Origin of the sequence: Rhodoligotrophos defluvii, from assembly GCF_005281615.1 — a bacterium.
GTDB lineage: Bacteria > Pseudomonadota > Alphaproteobacteria > Rhizobiales > Im1 > Rhodoligotrophos > Rhodoligotrophos defluvii.
In genome coordinates, this window is sequence record NZ_SZZM01000003.1 from 47,881 (window position 1) to 62,904 (window position 15,024).

The following is a 15,024-nucleotide window of genomic DNA, read 5'->3' on the forward strand; positions in this document are numbered from 1 at the left end:
AACAGGCAGACACCGCAGCGCCGCCGCCGGCCGGCACCATGGAGTCTGACCGTACCGGGGCGGCTGCCGATCGGCCTTGGCACGCCCTTGCCGTTGACGAGGCGCTGCGGGATTTCGTGACCGGCCGCGACGGGCTGGAGGACAGCGAGGCCGTCCGGCGGCTCGCCGCGCACGGTCCCAACCGCTTGCCTGCAGCCAAGCCCCGGAGCGCATTTCGCCGCTTCCTCGCGCAATTTGACAACCTGCTGATCTATGTCCTCCTCGCCGCTGCCGCAATCACGCTGGCGCTTGGTCATGTCATCGACGCGGGCGTGATCCTGGGCGTCGTGATCATCAACGCCGTCGTCGGCTTCGTACAGGAAGGCCGGGCGGAGCAGGCGCTCGACGCCATCCGCTCCATGCTGGCGCCGCAGGCTTCGGTGGTGCGCGGCGGCCCCCGCCTCACCGTCGCCGCGGAGGAGCTCGTTCCCGGCGATCTCGTCCTGCTCGAAGCCGGCGACCGCGTGCCCGCGGATCTGCGCCTGATCCGCAGCCGCAATCTGCGGATCGAAGAGGCGGCGCTGACGGGGGAGTCGGTTCCCGTCGAGAAGGCGCCTGTGCCTGTGGCAGCGGATGCCCCGCTCGGCGACCGCAGCTCTATGGCCTTTTCGGGAACCCTGGTGGCGGCCGGGAGCGGCGCGGGCGTGGTCGTTGGTACGGGGACCGCAACCGAGATCGGGCGTGTCAGCGCGCTCGTCGGCACGGTCGAGAAACTCACGACGCCGCTCCTGCGCCAGATGGATACGTTCGCCCGCCGGCTCACCGCCGTGATCCTCGGCGGCGCCGCGGCGGTGTTCGCCTTCGCTGTGCTCGCCCGCGACTACGCCGCCGAGGACGCCTTCCTGACGGTGGTCGGCCTCGCCGTGGCGGCGATTCCCGAGGGCCTGCCGGCGGTCATGACGATCGCGCTCGCCATCGGCGTGCGGCGCATGGCGGCGCGCAACGCCATCGTCCGACGCCTGCCCGCGGTCGAGACGCTCGGTTCGGTGTCGGTCATCTGCACCGACAAGACCGGCACGCTCACGCGCAACGAGATGACGGTCCGTGCCGTCGTGACGACGGCTGGCAGCTTCGCCGTCACCGGCGTCGGCTACGAGCCCCGCGGCGCGATCCGGCGGGATGAGGAGGACGTCGATCCGGCCACGCATCCGCCGCTCGCGGAGCTCGCGCGCGCGGCGCTGCTCTGCAATGACGCCGCGTTGCGCCAGGTCGGAGATGGCTGGGTGGTCGAGGGCGACCCGATGGAGGGGGCGCTGGTCGCCTTCGCGCGCAAGGCGGGGCTCGAGCCGGAGTTGCGCCGGCACCTGCCGCGTACCGACGAGATTCCGTTCGACGCGCAGTACCGCTTCATGGCGACGCTGCATCACGGCCATGACGGCGGGGGCTTCCTCTGCGTCAAGGGCGCGCCGGAGCGGCTGCTCGCGATGTGCGACCGGCAGCGCGGGGCCGCGGACGACGAGCCCCTGGACCGCGACGCATGGCGCGCGCGGGTGGAGGCGCTTGCCGCCGAGGGCCAGCGGGTGCTCGCCCTCGCGACCAAGCCGATGCCCGCGGGGCGCCGCGACTTCACCTTCGCCGACGCCGAGGGCGGCTTGACACTGCTCGGGCTCGTCGGCCTGATCGACCCCCCGCGCGAGGAGGCGATCGCGGCCGTCCGCGACTGCCAGGCCGCCGGGATCCGCGTCAAGATGATCACCGGCGATCACGCCGCGACGGCGCGCACCATCGCCGGGCAGCTTGGCCTGGAGAATGCGCGCGACGCCGTTACCGGACGGGAGCTCGACAACCCCAGCGAGCCGGAGCTGCGGCGCGCCGCACGCGCGGCCGACGTCTTCGCCCGCACGAGCCCCGAGCACAAGCTGCGCCTCGTTCAGGCGCTCCAGGCCGAGGGGACGGTGCTGGCGATGACCGGCGACGGGGTCAACGACGCCCCGGCGCTCAAGCGGGCGGATGTCGGCATCGCCATGGGCCGCAAAGGCACCGAGGCAGCCAAGGAGGCGGCCGAGATGGTGCTGGCCGACGACAACTTCGCCTCGATCGCCGCGGCGGTGCGCGAGGGGCGGGCCGTCTACGACAACCTCAAGAAGGTCATCGCCTGGACCCTGCCGACGAATGGCGGCGAGTCGCTGATCATCATCGCCGCCATCCTGCTCGGGTTCACCTTGCCGCTCACGCCGGTCCAGATCCTGTGGATCAACATGGTCACGGCGGCGACGCTCGGCATCGCGCTCGCCTTCGAGCCGCCCGAGCCGGATGTGATGCGGCGGCCGCCCCGCGCGGCGCGCGAGCCGCTGCTCTCGGGCCTGCTCGTCTGGCGGATCGTCTTTACCTCGGTCCTGTTCGTGATCGGCGCGTTTGGCATGTTCTTCTGGGCGCTGCAGCGCGGGCTGCCGCTCGAGGCGGCGCGGACGATCGTGGTCAACACGATCGTCGTGATGGAGATCTTCTATCTGTTCAGCGTGCGCTATCAGTACCGCACGTCCTTCACCCGGGAAGGGGTGCTCGGCACCCGGGCGGTGCTGCTTGCCGTGGCCGCGGTGACGGCGCTGCAGTTTCTCTTCACCTATGCGCCCGTCATGCAGGCGCTGTTCGAGACGCGCCCCGTCGCGTTCCGGGACGGGTTGGCCATAGTGCTCGTGGGCGTCGCCCTGCTCGTTCCCCTTGAACTGGAAAAGCTCGTTGGACGGTGCCTTGGCCGATTGCGCGGTCACGACCACCGGGCGTGAGCACAATGGAACACGCCCTCCACCTCTTCCTCCTCCTTGTTGTGACGCGGCTGTTCGGCGAGGTTTCGGAACGCGTCGGCCAGCCCGCCTCGATGGGGGAGATCGTCGCCGGCGTCGCCATCGCGCTGGTCACTGCCGCAGCCCTCCCCCTGCCGCTGCTTGTCAACTTGGCCGAGAGTCCGTTTCTTGAGGTGGCTGCCGAGTTCGGCATCTTTTTCATCCTGCTGCTCGCTGGGATCGAGATGCGCCCGCGCGAGATCGCGGAGCATTCGGGTGGATCGCTCGCCGTCGCACTCGGCGGCGTGCTCGTGCCGCTGGCGGGCGGCTTCGCTCTTGCCTGGGCATTCCTTCCGGAGACGCCGCTGAAGTTCGCGCAGGCACTTCTCGTCGGTGTGGCGCTGTCGATTTCGGCCGTGCCGGTGACGGTACGCATCCTGATGGAGCTTGGGCTCTTGCACACGCGCGTCGGCCGGACGGTGGTTTCGGCGGCGATTTTCGATGACGTGATTGGGCTGATGCTGCTCGCCGTCATGACCGGCGTGATCAAGACCGGCGCCGGACCCGATCTCCGATCGATGATGGTGCTGCTCGGCCAGGTCGGTGCGTTTTTTGCCATCACCGTCGCCGCCGGGCTCCTCCTCTATCCGCGGATCGCCCGTTGGGTTGCGCGGCTGCGTATTCCGGCGCCGCATTTCAGCGCCCTGATCTCCATGGCGCTGGCCTTCGCCGTCCTCGCCGAGGCTCTGGGCATGGACTTCATTCTCGGTCCGTTCGTGGCAGGGCTGTTCTTCGACCCCGATGCCGTCGGCGAGGAGCCTTACGCCAACGCCAAGCAGAGCGTCGGAGACGTCACAAACGGGTTGCTGGCACCGCTGTTCTTCGCGTCGATCGGAGTTCGCGTTGACCTTGGTGCCGTAGCCGCAGTGCCAGCCTTCCTGGCAGCGCTGCTGGTGGCGGCGTTTTTTGGGAAGCTGATCGGCGCGGGCGTGCCGGCGCGGCTTGCTGGGCTGTCCTCGCGCGAGTCGGTCGCGGTCGGTGTGGCGATGAGCGGCCGCGGCGCGGTTGAACTCGTCATCGCCAGCATCGCGCTCGAAGCTGGCCTGTTCAATCAGGCGGATCCAATTGTCGCCAATCTTTTCTCCGCACTGGTGATCATGGCCGTGATAACCACCCTGATCACATCGATCGGATTGCGGCGCGTGTTCGCGACAAAGCCGCCTCTCGAGGGCGGGAACTCAAGCAGTTGAACAGACGCCGTCTCGCCGGGCGCCCAATAGCGCGCGACGGGCTCGCTTGGCCAGCTCCGCGAGCGCTTTGGTGACCTGTGCACACGACGATCACCAGATGTGTAATGCGCCGACAGGCGCCGCGTCGATAGAATGGTCGGGCGGCCTTCGAGGTTTGGGCGGTTGCAAAGGCCACGCATCGACCTCGGACCCCCTTTGGTCCGGCAGCGTTGTCATCGCGGAAAGGGAATCTGAAAAACCCTCGAACATGCTTCTGAGAGCGGGTCACCGAGAGGAGAAATCGACATGCGGAAGATCTTTTTCACATTTGCAGCGTCCACCGTCCTTCTGGCAAGCGGCATTACCGCTTCTCACGCTCAGCAGGGGCCCTCTGGCCCGATGATGCAGCAGCAGGACCGGCCCGGCATGCTGATGCAGCAGCGCGGTGGCGGTGCAAGCCAGCAGGGCAGCCAGCCCGAAACCACCGGGCCGGGAATGATGGGCGAGACTGATGGTCCCGGGATGATGGACTCCGGCATGCGGGGGCGAGCGGGCTCGGGTCCAGAACGGATGGGTCCGGGCATGATGACGATGATGATGGTCATGATGGACACGAATGGCGACCGCGCGCTGTCGCTGGAGGAGGTTCAGGCCGTACATACCCGGATGTTCAACTATGCCGACGGGGATAAGGACGGCAAACTCACGCTGGAAGAGCTGCAGAGCTTCTTCCACGGCGGTGCCTTGAGGGCCCGCTAACTGTTCGGAGCGCGGCCGCGCTCTTCCTAGCCGAAGACGGGGACTGCTGCGCGGCCAGCCGGCGAAGCTCATGCGGTTGATGTGGCGACCCGCAGCGAGTGCACCCGCCGCACATCAGCGGACCTGCTCAGAGGAGCCAGCGTACGGAACGGCCGAACGCTTCCAGGCCACGCTCGTGCCAACGACGGCGACGCCATAGGGCCAGCGTCACCTCGGCCGCATATTCAAGATCGCGTTGATACTGAGCGTCCAACGCCTTGGCCAGCGACCGGTCACGCGCCAGCAGGACGAGCTCCTGATTGACGAACAGGCTCAGATAGTCGAGGTTCGCCGACCCGATGACGCCCCACTCTTCGTCGATGGCGGACGTCTTGGCGTGAAGCTTGCGGGGCATGTACTCGTAGATGCGAACGCCCGCCGCCAGAAGCGGCTCGTAGGCGGCGCGGGTCGCCCAGCCGGCCACCGGCGGATCGCCCCGGCGGGGCACCAGCAGGCGCACGTCGACGCCGCGCCTCGCCGCCGCGCGCAGCGCCGCCTCGACGATTGTGCCCGGTCCGAAATAGGGGGAGGTCAGGTAAACGTGACGGCGCGCGTTCTCGATCAGGCCGGCGTGCAGGCAGGCGAGCCGCTGCCGGCAATGGCGGGAATAGCTCGGCACGAGCAAGGCTTCGAGTCTCGTGGCGTCCTCGGGAATGGCCTCGGCACGGGGCGGTCGCTCATGCTGCCAGAGTTGATCGAATAGCGCCGCGGCCAGGGCTGCGAGCTCGCCGGCGACGCGCACATGGCTGTCGCGCTGGCGCGTTTCGCCGTGGAGCTCGCGCGAGTTCAGTCGGCGGATGTTGAAGCCGCCGAGGAAGGCCTCCCGCCCGTCGACGACTAGCAGCTTGCGATGGTTGCGCTGAAGGTATTGGAGCGGGCGGCGCCAGCGGAAGGGATGGAACCACCGGAACCGCACGCCCGCGCCCTCAAGCTCGCGCTGCAGGTCGCGAAACGCGGGGAAGCCGGCGCCGAAGGCGTCGAGGTGCAGCCGCACGTGCAACCCGCTGCGGGCCTTGGCGGCCAGGGCGGCGGCGAAGCGCCGTCCCACCTCGTCAGCGGCAAAAATGAAGGATTCCATGCGGATGTCTTGTTCGGCGCGCCCGATCGCCGCGACCATGGCGTCGTAGAGGTCGTCGCCCTCGACGAAGAGCCGAAAAGCGCCCCGACCCTCACGCAACTCGGGAAGGCAGATCCAGGCGCGGTCGCGTGCAATCTCGGCTTGCCGGGCTGCGCCACCGTTCTCGAGGGGCGCCCCTCCTCCAATCGGACCGGATGGACCGGTTCGCGCGCTCATCGTTCGTATCCGCGCGGACGTACGGGCCCGCCCGCAAGCGTCCGACCGGCATTGTCCGCACGGCGGCACAGCCTGAGCAGAGTTCGCGCGGCAGGCGCGCCATGAAGCCGAGGGCCGGCCATCGAGGCGGACTCGTCCTCTGGCGCCCCGGCGGCGGTCTTCAGAGTCACGCCGCAGCGGCAAGGGAATGGGTATTTGCCTGCGATGTTTCGCCCTGGGCGCGAGCACGCGTCGTCCTGCGGGCGCTGCCGTGAAGAGCGCTTACCGCTGCTCATCTTCCTGCACGTGAACAACATAGTGGGCTACCTGATCCATGGACGCCCTATCTGTCGGTGTGCAGACGAATATTCTGAGATCCGGTTACGGTTGTGGGCGCCGCGCCGCCTGGGGCGCACCGGAAAAGCGCCGTTCCAACTGTAATACTGCGGCCGCAAAGCCGTCTTTGACGTTGTATCACACGGCTCGACCGGCTACGTCGCTCTGCCGCAGGATGCAAATTAGAAGCGGGAGAGCAACCAAAAGGAGACATTTGTGAGCTCCGACTATATCGCATGGTTTGAGGATCTGGGGTCCGGCGACGTCGCCCGCGTCGGCGGCAAGAACGCCTCACTTGGCGAGATGGTACGCAGCCTGAAGGACGAAGGCGTGCGCGTCCCGGACGGTTTCGCCACCACGGCGCGGGCCTATCGGGAATACATCGCGGCGAACGCGATCGAGGCAGCGCTGCGCGAGCGCATCGAGGCAATGAAGAGTGGACGCGCGTCGCTGCACCAAACCGGCGAGGCAATTCGCCGGCTGTTCCTCGACGGCGAGTTCCCGGAGGGGATCGCCGAGGCGATCCGGGCCTCCTACCGCGAACTGTCCCGGCGCAGTGGGCAGGACGAGGTGTCGGTCGCCGTTCGCTCCAGCGCCACCGCCGAGGACCTGCCCGAGGCGAGCTTCGCCGGCCAGCAGGAGACGTTCCTCAATGTGCGCGGCGAGCGGGCGCTGCTCGCGGCCTGCCGCCGCTGCTTCGCCTCGCTGTTCACCGATCGCGCGATCAGCTACCGCGAGACCCAGGGCTTCGACCATCTGCAGGTTGCGCTCTCGATCGGCGTGCAGCGGATGGTCCGATCCGACAAGGCGGGATCGGGCGTGATGTTCTCGATCGACACCGAGACCGGCTTCCCCGGCGTGGTCGTGATCAATGCCGCCTGGGGGCTCGGCGAGAACATCGTGCAGGGCGCCGTCAACCCGGACAAGTACCTGGTCTTCAAGCCGCCGCTCGGCGAGAAGCGCTACCGGCCGATCATCGAGAAAGCGCGCGGCGCGAAGGAAAAGAAGATGATCTACGCCGAGGGCGGCAGCGGCCGGACGAAGAACGTCGACACCACGCGCCGCGAGCAGGAGGTGTTCGTGCTCCAGGACAACGAGATCCTGCAGCTCGCCCGCTGGGCCGTGGTCATCGAGGAGCATTACGGCCGGCCCATGGACATGGAGTGGGCCAAGGACGGCGAGACCGGCGAGCTCGCCATCGTCCAGGCCCGGCCGGAGACGGTGCAGTCGCTCCGGGGCTCGGCGCCGCTTAAGGTCTACCGGCTCAAGGAGAAAGGCAAGCGGCTGCTCTCCGGTGCGGCCATCGGCCAGGCGATTGCGGCCGCTCGGGCCTGCGTCATCCGGAGCGCCACGGAGATCGACCGCTTCCGGCCGGGCTCGATTCTGGTCACCGAGATCACCGACCCGGACTGGGTGCCGGTCATGAAGCAGGCGGCCGGCATCATCACGGACCACGGCGGCACCACCAGCCATGCCGCCATCGTCAGCCGGGAGCTGGGTGTGCCGGCCGTCGTCGGCACCGGCCACGCTACCGAGCTGCTGCGCGACGGGCAGGATATCACCCTGTCCTGCGCCGAGGGCGATATCGGCTACGTCTATGACGGCGCCCTCGCCTTCGAGGCGGCGGATGTCAACCTGAAGGACATCCCGGAGACGCGCACCGCGATGATGGTCAACATCGCAAGCCCGGCCGCGGCGTTCCAGTGGTGGCGCCTGCCGGCCAAGGGCGTGGGCCTCGCCCGGATGGAATTCATCGTCAACAACATCATCAAGATCCACCCGATGGCGCTGGTCCACCCCGAGCGGGTCGAGGACCGGCAGGCGCGGCAGCAGATCCGCGAGCTGACCCGCGGCTATCGGGATCCACGGGACTACTTCGTCGACCAGCTCGCGCGTGGCATCGCCAAGATCGCCGCCCCCTTCCATCCGCACCCGGTGATCGTGCGCCTCAGCGACTTCAAGACCAACGAGTACGCGCACCTGATCGGCGGCAGCGCGTTCGAGCCGAAGGAGGAGAATCCGATGCTCGGCTGGCGCGGCGCCTCGCGCTACTATGACGAGCGGTACCGCGAGGGCTTCGCGCTGGAGTGCCGCGCGCTGCGGACGGTGCGCGAAGAGATCGGGCTCACCAACGTCATCGTCATGGTGCCGTTCTGCCGCACGCCGGAGGAAGCCGAGCGCGTGCTGGCGGTGATGGCCAAGTATGGACTCGGGCGCGGCACGGACGGGCTTCAGGTCTACATGATGTGCGAGATTCCCTCGAACGTGCTCCTGGCCGAGGAATTCGCCAAGCGCTTCGACGGCTTCTCGATCGGCAGCAACGACCTCACCCAGCTCATCCTCGGCGTCGACCGGGATTCGGGCGATCTCGCGCCGCTGTTCGATGAGCGCAGCGAAGCCGTGAAACGTGCCATTCGCGAGGCGATCACCAAGGCGCACGCGGCCGGGATCAAGATCGGCATCTGCGGCCAGGCGCCGAGCAACTACCCCGAGTTCGCCGCCTTCCTCGTCGAGGAAGGGATCGACTCGATTTCCTTCAACCCCGACAGCTTCGTCGCGACCGTCCGCCATGTCGCCGAGGTCGAGCGGCGGCGGGACTCAGCACGCGTGGCCGGCGCTCCGGGATCCGGCGTCCGAGGCAGGACATGAAGAGGCCGGCAGCACAGATGAGTAGCATGTTGGCGGCCAGTCTGGCGGCGTCTCCCGTTGCGGCCCAGGTCTATGGAGACGGCGTCGGCATGTGGCACGGAACATGGGGCTGGGGACATATGGTGGTCGGCGGCCTGATGATGCTCCTGTTCTGGGCCGCCGTTATCGCCCTGATCGTCCTGATCGTCCGCTGGTTGTCGGGAAGCGCGCGCGAGCAGCGCCCGCCAGATCGCTCGGCGCTTGAGATCCTCGAGGAGAGATTCGCGCGGGGCGAGATCGAGCGGGAGGAGTTCGAGGAGAAAAGACGTCTGCTCGCCGGGCAAGCGGGCGCACAGAAAGGCAGATAGTTATGGCTAAGTCTTCCCACCGCCACCACGAAGGCCACGCCGCCGGGCTTGGCCCAGAGGATCGCGCGACCCGGACCGAGATCGCCACCGCCGCGCGGCACGGCCACACCGGGACCGAAGAAGGCGGCCACGCCCACGCCGGTGGCCACGATCACGCCGCGATGATCGCGGACTTCCGTCGGCGCTTTTGGGTGTGCCTCGTTCTGACCGTGCCGATCTTGGCGCTGTCGCCGATGATCCAGGGCATCCTGGGCCTTGAGGCAGCGCTGGCGTTCCCAGGCTCGGACTATGTCCTGTTCGCGCTGTCCTCGGTCGTGTTCTTTTACGGTGGCTGGCCGTTCCTCGTCGGCCTTGCCGAGGAGTTGAAGAGCCGGCGGCCCGGCATGATGACGCTGATCTCGCTGGCGATCACCGTCGCCTATGTCTATTCGAGCGCCGTGGTCTTCGGCCTCGAAGGCGAGGTGTTCTACTGGGAGCTCGCCACCCTGATCGACGTGATGCTGCTCGGCCACTGGATCGAGATGCGCTCGGTCATGGGGGCCTCGGGGGCGCTTGAGGCCCTGGTCCGGCTGCTGCCCGCCACCACCCTACGGCTGACGCCGACCGGCGAGACCGAAGAGGTGCCGGTATCAGAGCTCAAGCCCGGCGACCGCGTGCTCGTCCGGCCAGGCGACAAGGTGCCGATCGACGGCATGATCGTCAAAGGCAGCTCCAGCTTCAACGAATCGATGCTGACCGGCGAATCCCGGCCGGTGGACAAGGGTGAGGGCCAGGAGGCGGTCGGCGGCAGCATCAACGGCGAGGGCGCGGTCACGATCGAGGTGCGGAAGACCGGCGACCAGACCTATCTCAGCCAGGTGATCGAGATGGTGCGTCAGGCACAGGCGACGCGTTCGCGGGCGCAGGACCTGGCAAACCGGGCGGCGCAGTGGCTGACCTGGATCGCCATCCTCGGCGGCGGCGGCACGCTCGCCGTGTGGCTCATCGCCGGCGCCGGCTTCAACTTCGCGCTCACCCGCATGGTGACCGTCATGGTCATCGCCTGCCCGCACGCGCTGGGGCTCGCGGTGCCGCTGGTGGTGGCGGTCAGCACCAAGCTCACGGCCCAGAACGGCCTCCTCATCCGCGACCGCGCCGCGTTCGAACGCGCCCGCAACCTGGACGTCGTGATCTTCGACAAGACCGGCACGCTCACCGAGGGTCGGTTCGGCGTCGCCGATGTGGTGCCGCTGGGCGGACGCTCCGCCGAGGAGGTGCTCTCCTGGGCCGCAGCGCTGGAGAGCCAGTCGGAACACCCGATCGCGCAAGGCGTGGTGCGCGGTGCCGCCGAGCGCGGCATCAGCCTGAAGCCGGTGACGGACTTTCGCAACCTGCCCGGCCGGGGCGCCGAAGCCAGGATCGAGGGGCACGACGTCAAGGTGGTGAGCCCCGGATATCTGCGGGCCAACAACCTCTCCGCGGACGATCCGGCGATCGGCCGCCTCGCCGAACAGGGCAACACGGTGGTCTATGTGCTGCTGGACGGCGCGGTCATCGGCGCGGTGGCGCTGGCCGACGTGATCCGCGAGGAGTCCTACGAGACGGTCCGGCGGCTCAAGGAGCTTGGCATCCAGTCGATGATGCTGACCGGTGACGCCAGGGCGGTGGCGAAGACGGTCGCCGAGAAGCTGGGGCTCGCCGATTATTTCGCGGAGGTACTGCCGAACCAGAAGGCAGAGAAGGTTAGGGAGGTGCAGGCCAAGGGGCTGCGCGTGGCCATGGTGGGGGACGGGGTCAACGACGCGCCGGCGCTGGTGCAGTCCGATCTCGGCATCGCCGTCGGCGCGGGCACCGACGTGGCCATCGAATCGGCCGACGTGGTGCTGGTCCGCAGCGATCCGCGGGATGTCTTCGCCATCCTGGCGCTCTCGCGGGCGACCTACCGCAAGATGGCCCAGAACCTGCTCTGGGCCACCGGCTACAACGCGGTCGCCCTGCCGCTCGCCGCCGGCATCGGCTACGGCTGGGACATCCTGCTCACGCCGGCCATAGGTGCTGCCTTCATGTCGCTCAGTACTGTGATCGTGGCGATCAACGCCAAGCTGCTGGAGCGTGCCCGCCGGCTGGTCGCCAGCGCCGAGCCCATCCCGGCGGGAGACGGCCAGAGACCGCAGCCCGCCGCCACTGCGGCGCAACATTGAGCCTGCGCAGAACGAGCCGGGCTCACAGGAGCAATTCAACGGAGGATTCACACATCATAGCAGCGGAGAAGATCAGAGTTGCCGTCAATGGTAATGGCGCAAGCGGCTGCGTGCCCCGGCAAATAGGACCGCATCCAGAACCGACGGAAGGACCAGCATGAGGGTTGCCGTATTCGAGACCGAGGAATGGGAGCACCGAGCCTGTCTGCGGCTGCAGCCGGAGCATCAGGTGGTCTGCACCCGCGATGCGCTCGACGAGGGGACGGCTTCGGATCACGCGGATGCCGAAGCCGTCAGCACCTTCGTCACCTCGACCCTGAGCGCTGCTGTTCTGGCGCGGTTCTCCGACCTGAAGCTCATCGCCACGCGCTCCACCGGCTACGACCATATCGACCTCGCCTACTGCCGCAGCCGTGGGATAACGGTCAGCAACGTGCCGGATTACGGCGACTCGACGGTCGCAGAGCACGCGTTCGCTCTGCTCCTCGCGGTGGCCCGCCACCTCGTCGAGGCGGTCGAGCGGACGCGGCGGGGCAACTTCTCGCAGGCCGGCCTCCGCGGCTTCGAGCTGCGGGATAAGACCCTGGGCGTGATCGGCACGGGCCGCATCGGACGCCGGGTGGTCGAGATCGCCAAGGGCTTTGGCATGACCGTCCTGGCGTTTGACGCCCATCCGAACGAAGAGGCCGCACGCCAGCTTGGCTTCCGCTACGCCGCTCTCGATGCAGTGCTCGCGGCGGCCGACGTCGTCACACTGCACGTGCCCGCCACGCCGCAGACGGCAGGTCTGCTGTCCGACCGCGCCTTCGGCCAGATGCGCCCGGGCGCCGTGCTCATCAACACGGCCCGGGGCAACATTGTCGATGTCCCGGCATTGGTACGGGCGCTGGCCGACGGCAGACTCAAGGCGGCAGGCCTTGACGTGTTGCCACAGGAACCCTTGATCCGCGAGGAGGCGCAGATCTTCCGCGCCCCATCGATCGGCGGCTACGACCTCAAGGCGCTCGTCGCCAACCACGTGCTGCTGCGGTTCCCGAACGTGATCGTGACGCCGCACAACGCCTACAACACGGACAGCGCCGTCCGGCGCATCGTCGAGACCACGATGGAGAACATTGAGGCCTTCGCGCGCGGTGAGCCACGGAACGTGGTGTCGGATGGCTGAGCCGCCCCGTTCCGTGCGTCGCGCGCTGGATCGGCTCCAGGTCGTGTCCGGCAGGTCCTCCGGTCTGCCGAAGCCGGTGCGTCATGCGGCCGCGCCAGCCGGCGCCGGCAACGGCACCGTCGGGATCGCCCGCGGTGATCCGCTCCCGCTTGGTCTGCACGAATGCTGGGATGGCGTGAACCTCGCGGTGTTCAGCCGCCACGCCACGCGGATGGAGGTGCTCCTGTTCGATGATCCCGCCCAGGCCGAGCCGAGCTCCCGCATCATGCTTGAGCCGCGGCGCCATCGGACCGGAGATGCTTGGCACGTCCGCCTTAGGGGCGACCTTCGCGGCAGGTTCTACGCGCTTCGGGTGGATGGGCCGGAGGCCCTGGAAGAGGGCCACCTGTTCAACCCGAACCGGGTCCTGCTCGACCCCTATGCCGGCGCCGTCGCCGGCCTGGTGGCCGGATCCCGCGCCTCCACCCCGAACGGCGAGCCGGACCCGCTTCCGGCGCGAAGCGTTCGGTGCGCGATCGCCGACCAGCGGTTCGACTGGCAGGATGATGCGCCACTCCGCCATCCCTGGGGCGACACCATCATCTACGAGACGCACGTGCGGGGGCTCACCATCCACCCCTCGTCCGGTGCCCGCTATCCCGGGCAGTATCTCGGGGTGATCGAGAAGATTCCCTACTTGCAGGCGCTCGGCGTCACCGCGCTCGAGCTGATGCCGGTGCAGGCCTTCTACCCGGAGGCGATCGCGCGGCGAAATCCGCTCACCGGCGAGGCGTTGCGCGACTACTGGGGCTACAACCCTATCGCCCTGTTCGCGCCGATGGCGGGGTACGCGGGCGACGTCGCGCCGGGCGGCGAACTCGCGGCGTTCAAGACCATGGTGCGCGAACTGCACCGGGCGGGCATCGAGGTCATCCTGGACGTCGTCTTCAATCACACGGGTGAAGGCGGACGCACCGGCCCGACCTACAGCTTCCGGGGACTCGACAACGCGATCTATTACATCCTGACCCCCGACGGGGATTACGCGGACTATACCGGCTGCGGCAACACGCTGAACTGCAACCACCCGGTGGTGCGCGGCATGATCGTCGACTGCCTGCGGCACTGGGTGGTGCAGTGCCACGTCGACGGCTTCCGCTTCGACCTCGCCTCGGTGCTCGGGCGCGACCAGAGCGGCAATCTCCTGCCGAACCCGCCGCTGCTGGAGCAGATCGCCGAGGATCCGATCCTGCGCGACGTCAAGCTGATCGCCGAGGCCTGGGATGCCGGCGGCGCCTTCCAGGTGGGCCGTTTCCCGGGCCGGCGCTGGGCCGAGTGGAACTGCCACTACCGCGACGACGTGCGCCGCTTCTGGCGGGGCGACCCCGGACTGACCGGCGCGTTCGCGACCCGGCTCGCCGGCAGCAGCGATCTCTACCAGGGCGGCGGCGAGAGCCCGCTCAACAGCGTCAACTTCATCACCAGCCACGACGGCTTCACGCTCAACGACCTCGTGAGCTACGCGCGCAAGCACAACGAGGCGAACGGCGAGGGCAACCGGGATGGCATCGACGCGAATTACAGCGAGAATAACGGCGCGGAAGGCCCGACGGATGACCCCCGCATCGAGGCCATGCGCCTGCGGCAGATCAAGAACCTGCTCGCCACGCTCCTGCTCTCCCGCGGCGTGCCGATGCTGCTCGGCGGCGACGAGTTCCGCCGCACCCAGAGGGGCAACAACAACGCCTACTGCCAGGACAATGCAACCTCCTGGTACGACTGGTCGCTGGCAGAGCGGAACGCGAGTCTCGCGCGCTTCGTCCGGCAGCTGATCGCGTTCCGCAAGGCGCATTCCGTGCTGCGCGCCGAGACCTTCTACACGGACGCGGACGTCGCCTGGTTCGGGGCGAAGGGTAGCATGCCCGACTGGCACGGGCCCGACAACCGGCTGGCCTGCCTTGTCCGCGGCAGCCACGCGACTCTGTGCCTGCTCTTCAACGCCAGCCATGCCCCGTGCGGCTTCCTCCTGCCGGCGCCGCCGATGGAGCCGTGGCGCATCGCCGTCGACACGTCGAAAACGGCGCCTGACGACGCACCGGACCTCGGCGGCGCGCCCAGCATCGATGACGTGCACGAGATCCGCCTTGAGGCCCGAACCACCATGGTCCTTGTGTCCTGGTGGGGGAACGAGCGTTACGGGCGAGCGGTCACACGAAGCGCTGAACACGGGCAAGAAAACAGCAGGCAGGATCAGGAGCTTGATCTCGGAGCTCCGGAGCCGCCGGCGGCAATGAGCGGTGCGTGAG

Annotated in this window: 9 protein-coding genes; 8 read left to right on the forward strand and 1 reads right to left on the reverse strand. The window is 68.2% G+C overall.

The window, feature by feature from the left end; all coding sequences use genetic code 11:
* Window positions 1-38: 38 nt before the first annotated feature.
* From E4P09_RS14585 to E4P09_RS14595, 3 genes are all read left to right on the forward strand, one after another.
* Complete coding sequence (locus E4P09_RS14585) at window positions 39-2,765, forward strand: cation-transporting P-type ATPase (RefSeq protein WP_137390796.1); 2,727 nt, start codon at window positions 39-41, stop codon at window positions 2,763-2,765.
* Between the two features lie 92 nt (window positions 2,766-2,857).
* A complete protein-coding gene (locus E4P09_RS14590) occupies window positions 2,858-4,012 on the forward strand; it encodes a cation:proton antiporter (RefSeq protein ID WP_428977723.1) in 1,155 nt (384 codons plus the stop codon).
* A 285-nt stretch (window positions 4,013-4,297) separates the two neighbouring features.
* Window positions 4,298-4,750 carry a PLC family EF-hand domain-containing protein gene (locus E4P09_RS14595; protein ID WP_137390386.1) on the forward strand — a complete coding sequence of 151 codons (453 nt, stop codon included), beginning with the start codon at window positions 4,298-4,300 and terminating at the stop codon, window positions 4,748-4,750.
* A 127-nt stretch (window positions 4,751-4,877) separates the two neighbouring features.
* Here E4P09_RS14595 and E4P09_RS14600 read toward each other — a convergent pair whose 3' ends face one another.
* On the reverse strand, window positions 4,878-6,083 hold the full coding sequence (locus tag E4P09_RS14600; RefSeq protein ID WP_137390387.1) for a phospholipase D-like domain-containing protein: 1,206 nt from the start codon (window positions 6,081-6,083) through the stop codon (window positions 4,878-4,880).
* A gap of 531 nt (window positions 6,084-6,614) precedes the next feature.
* Between E4P09_RS14600 and ppsA the strand changes: the two genes are divergently transcribed.
* The 5 genes from ppsA to glgX all read left to right on the forward strand — a co-directional run bounded on the left by ppsA (window position 6,615) and on the right by glgX (window position 15,023).
* Complete coding sequence (gene ppsA, locus E4P09_RS14605; protein ID WP_137390388.1) at window positions 6,615-9,047, forward strand: phosphoenolpyruvate synthase; 2,433 nt, start codon at window positions 6,615-6,617, stop codon at window positions 9,045-9,047.
* 17 nt (window positions 9,048-9,064) lie between these two features.
* Window positions 9,065-9,394 (forward strand): SHOCT domain-containing protein, encoded by a 330-nt coding sequence (locus E4P09_RS14610; RefSeq protein ID WP_239025204.1) that lies wholly within the window; start codon window positions 9,065-9,067, stop codon window positions 9,392-9,394.
* Window positions 9,395-9,396: 2 nt separating this feature from the next.
* A complete protein-coding gene (locus E4P09_RS14615; RefSeq protein ID WP_170984449.1) occupies window positions 9,397-11,574 on the forward strand; it encodes a heavy metal translocating P-type ATPase in 2,178 nt (725 codons plus the stop codon).
* Window positions 11,575-11,731: 157 nt separating this feature from the next.
* Window positions 11,732-12,739, forward strand: a complete 1,008-nt coding sequence (locus tag E4P09_RS14620; protein ID WP_137390389.1) for a hydroxyacid dehydrogenase — start codon at window positions 11,732-11,734, stop codon at window positions 12,737-12,739.
* On the forward strand, window positions 12,732-15,023 hold the full coding sequence (gene glgX / locus E4P09_RS14625; RefSeq protein ID WP_137390390.1) for a glycogen debranching protein GlgX: 2,292 nt from the start codon (window positions 12,732-12,734) through the stop codon (window positions 15,021-15,023). The genes E4P09_RS14620 and glgX overlap by 8 nt, the downstream gene beginning before the upstream one ends.
* The last annotated feature ends 1 nt before the right edge of the window (window position 15,024 follow it).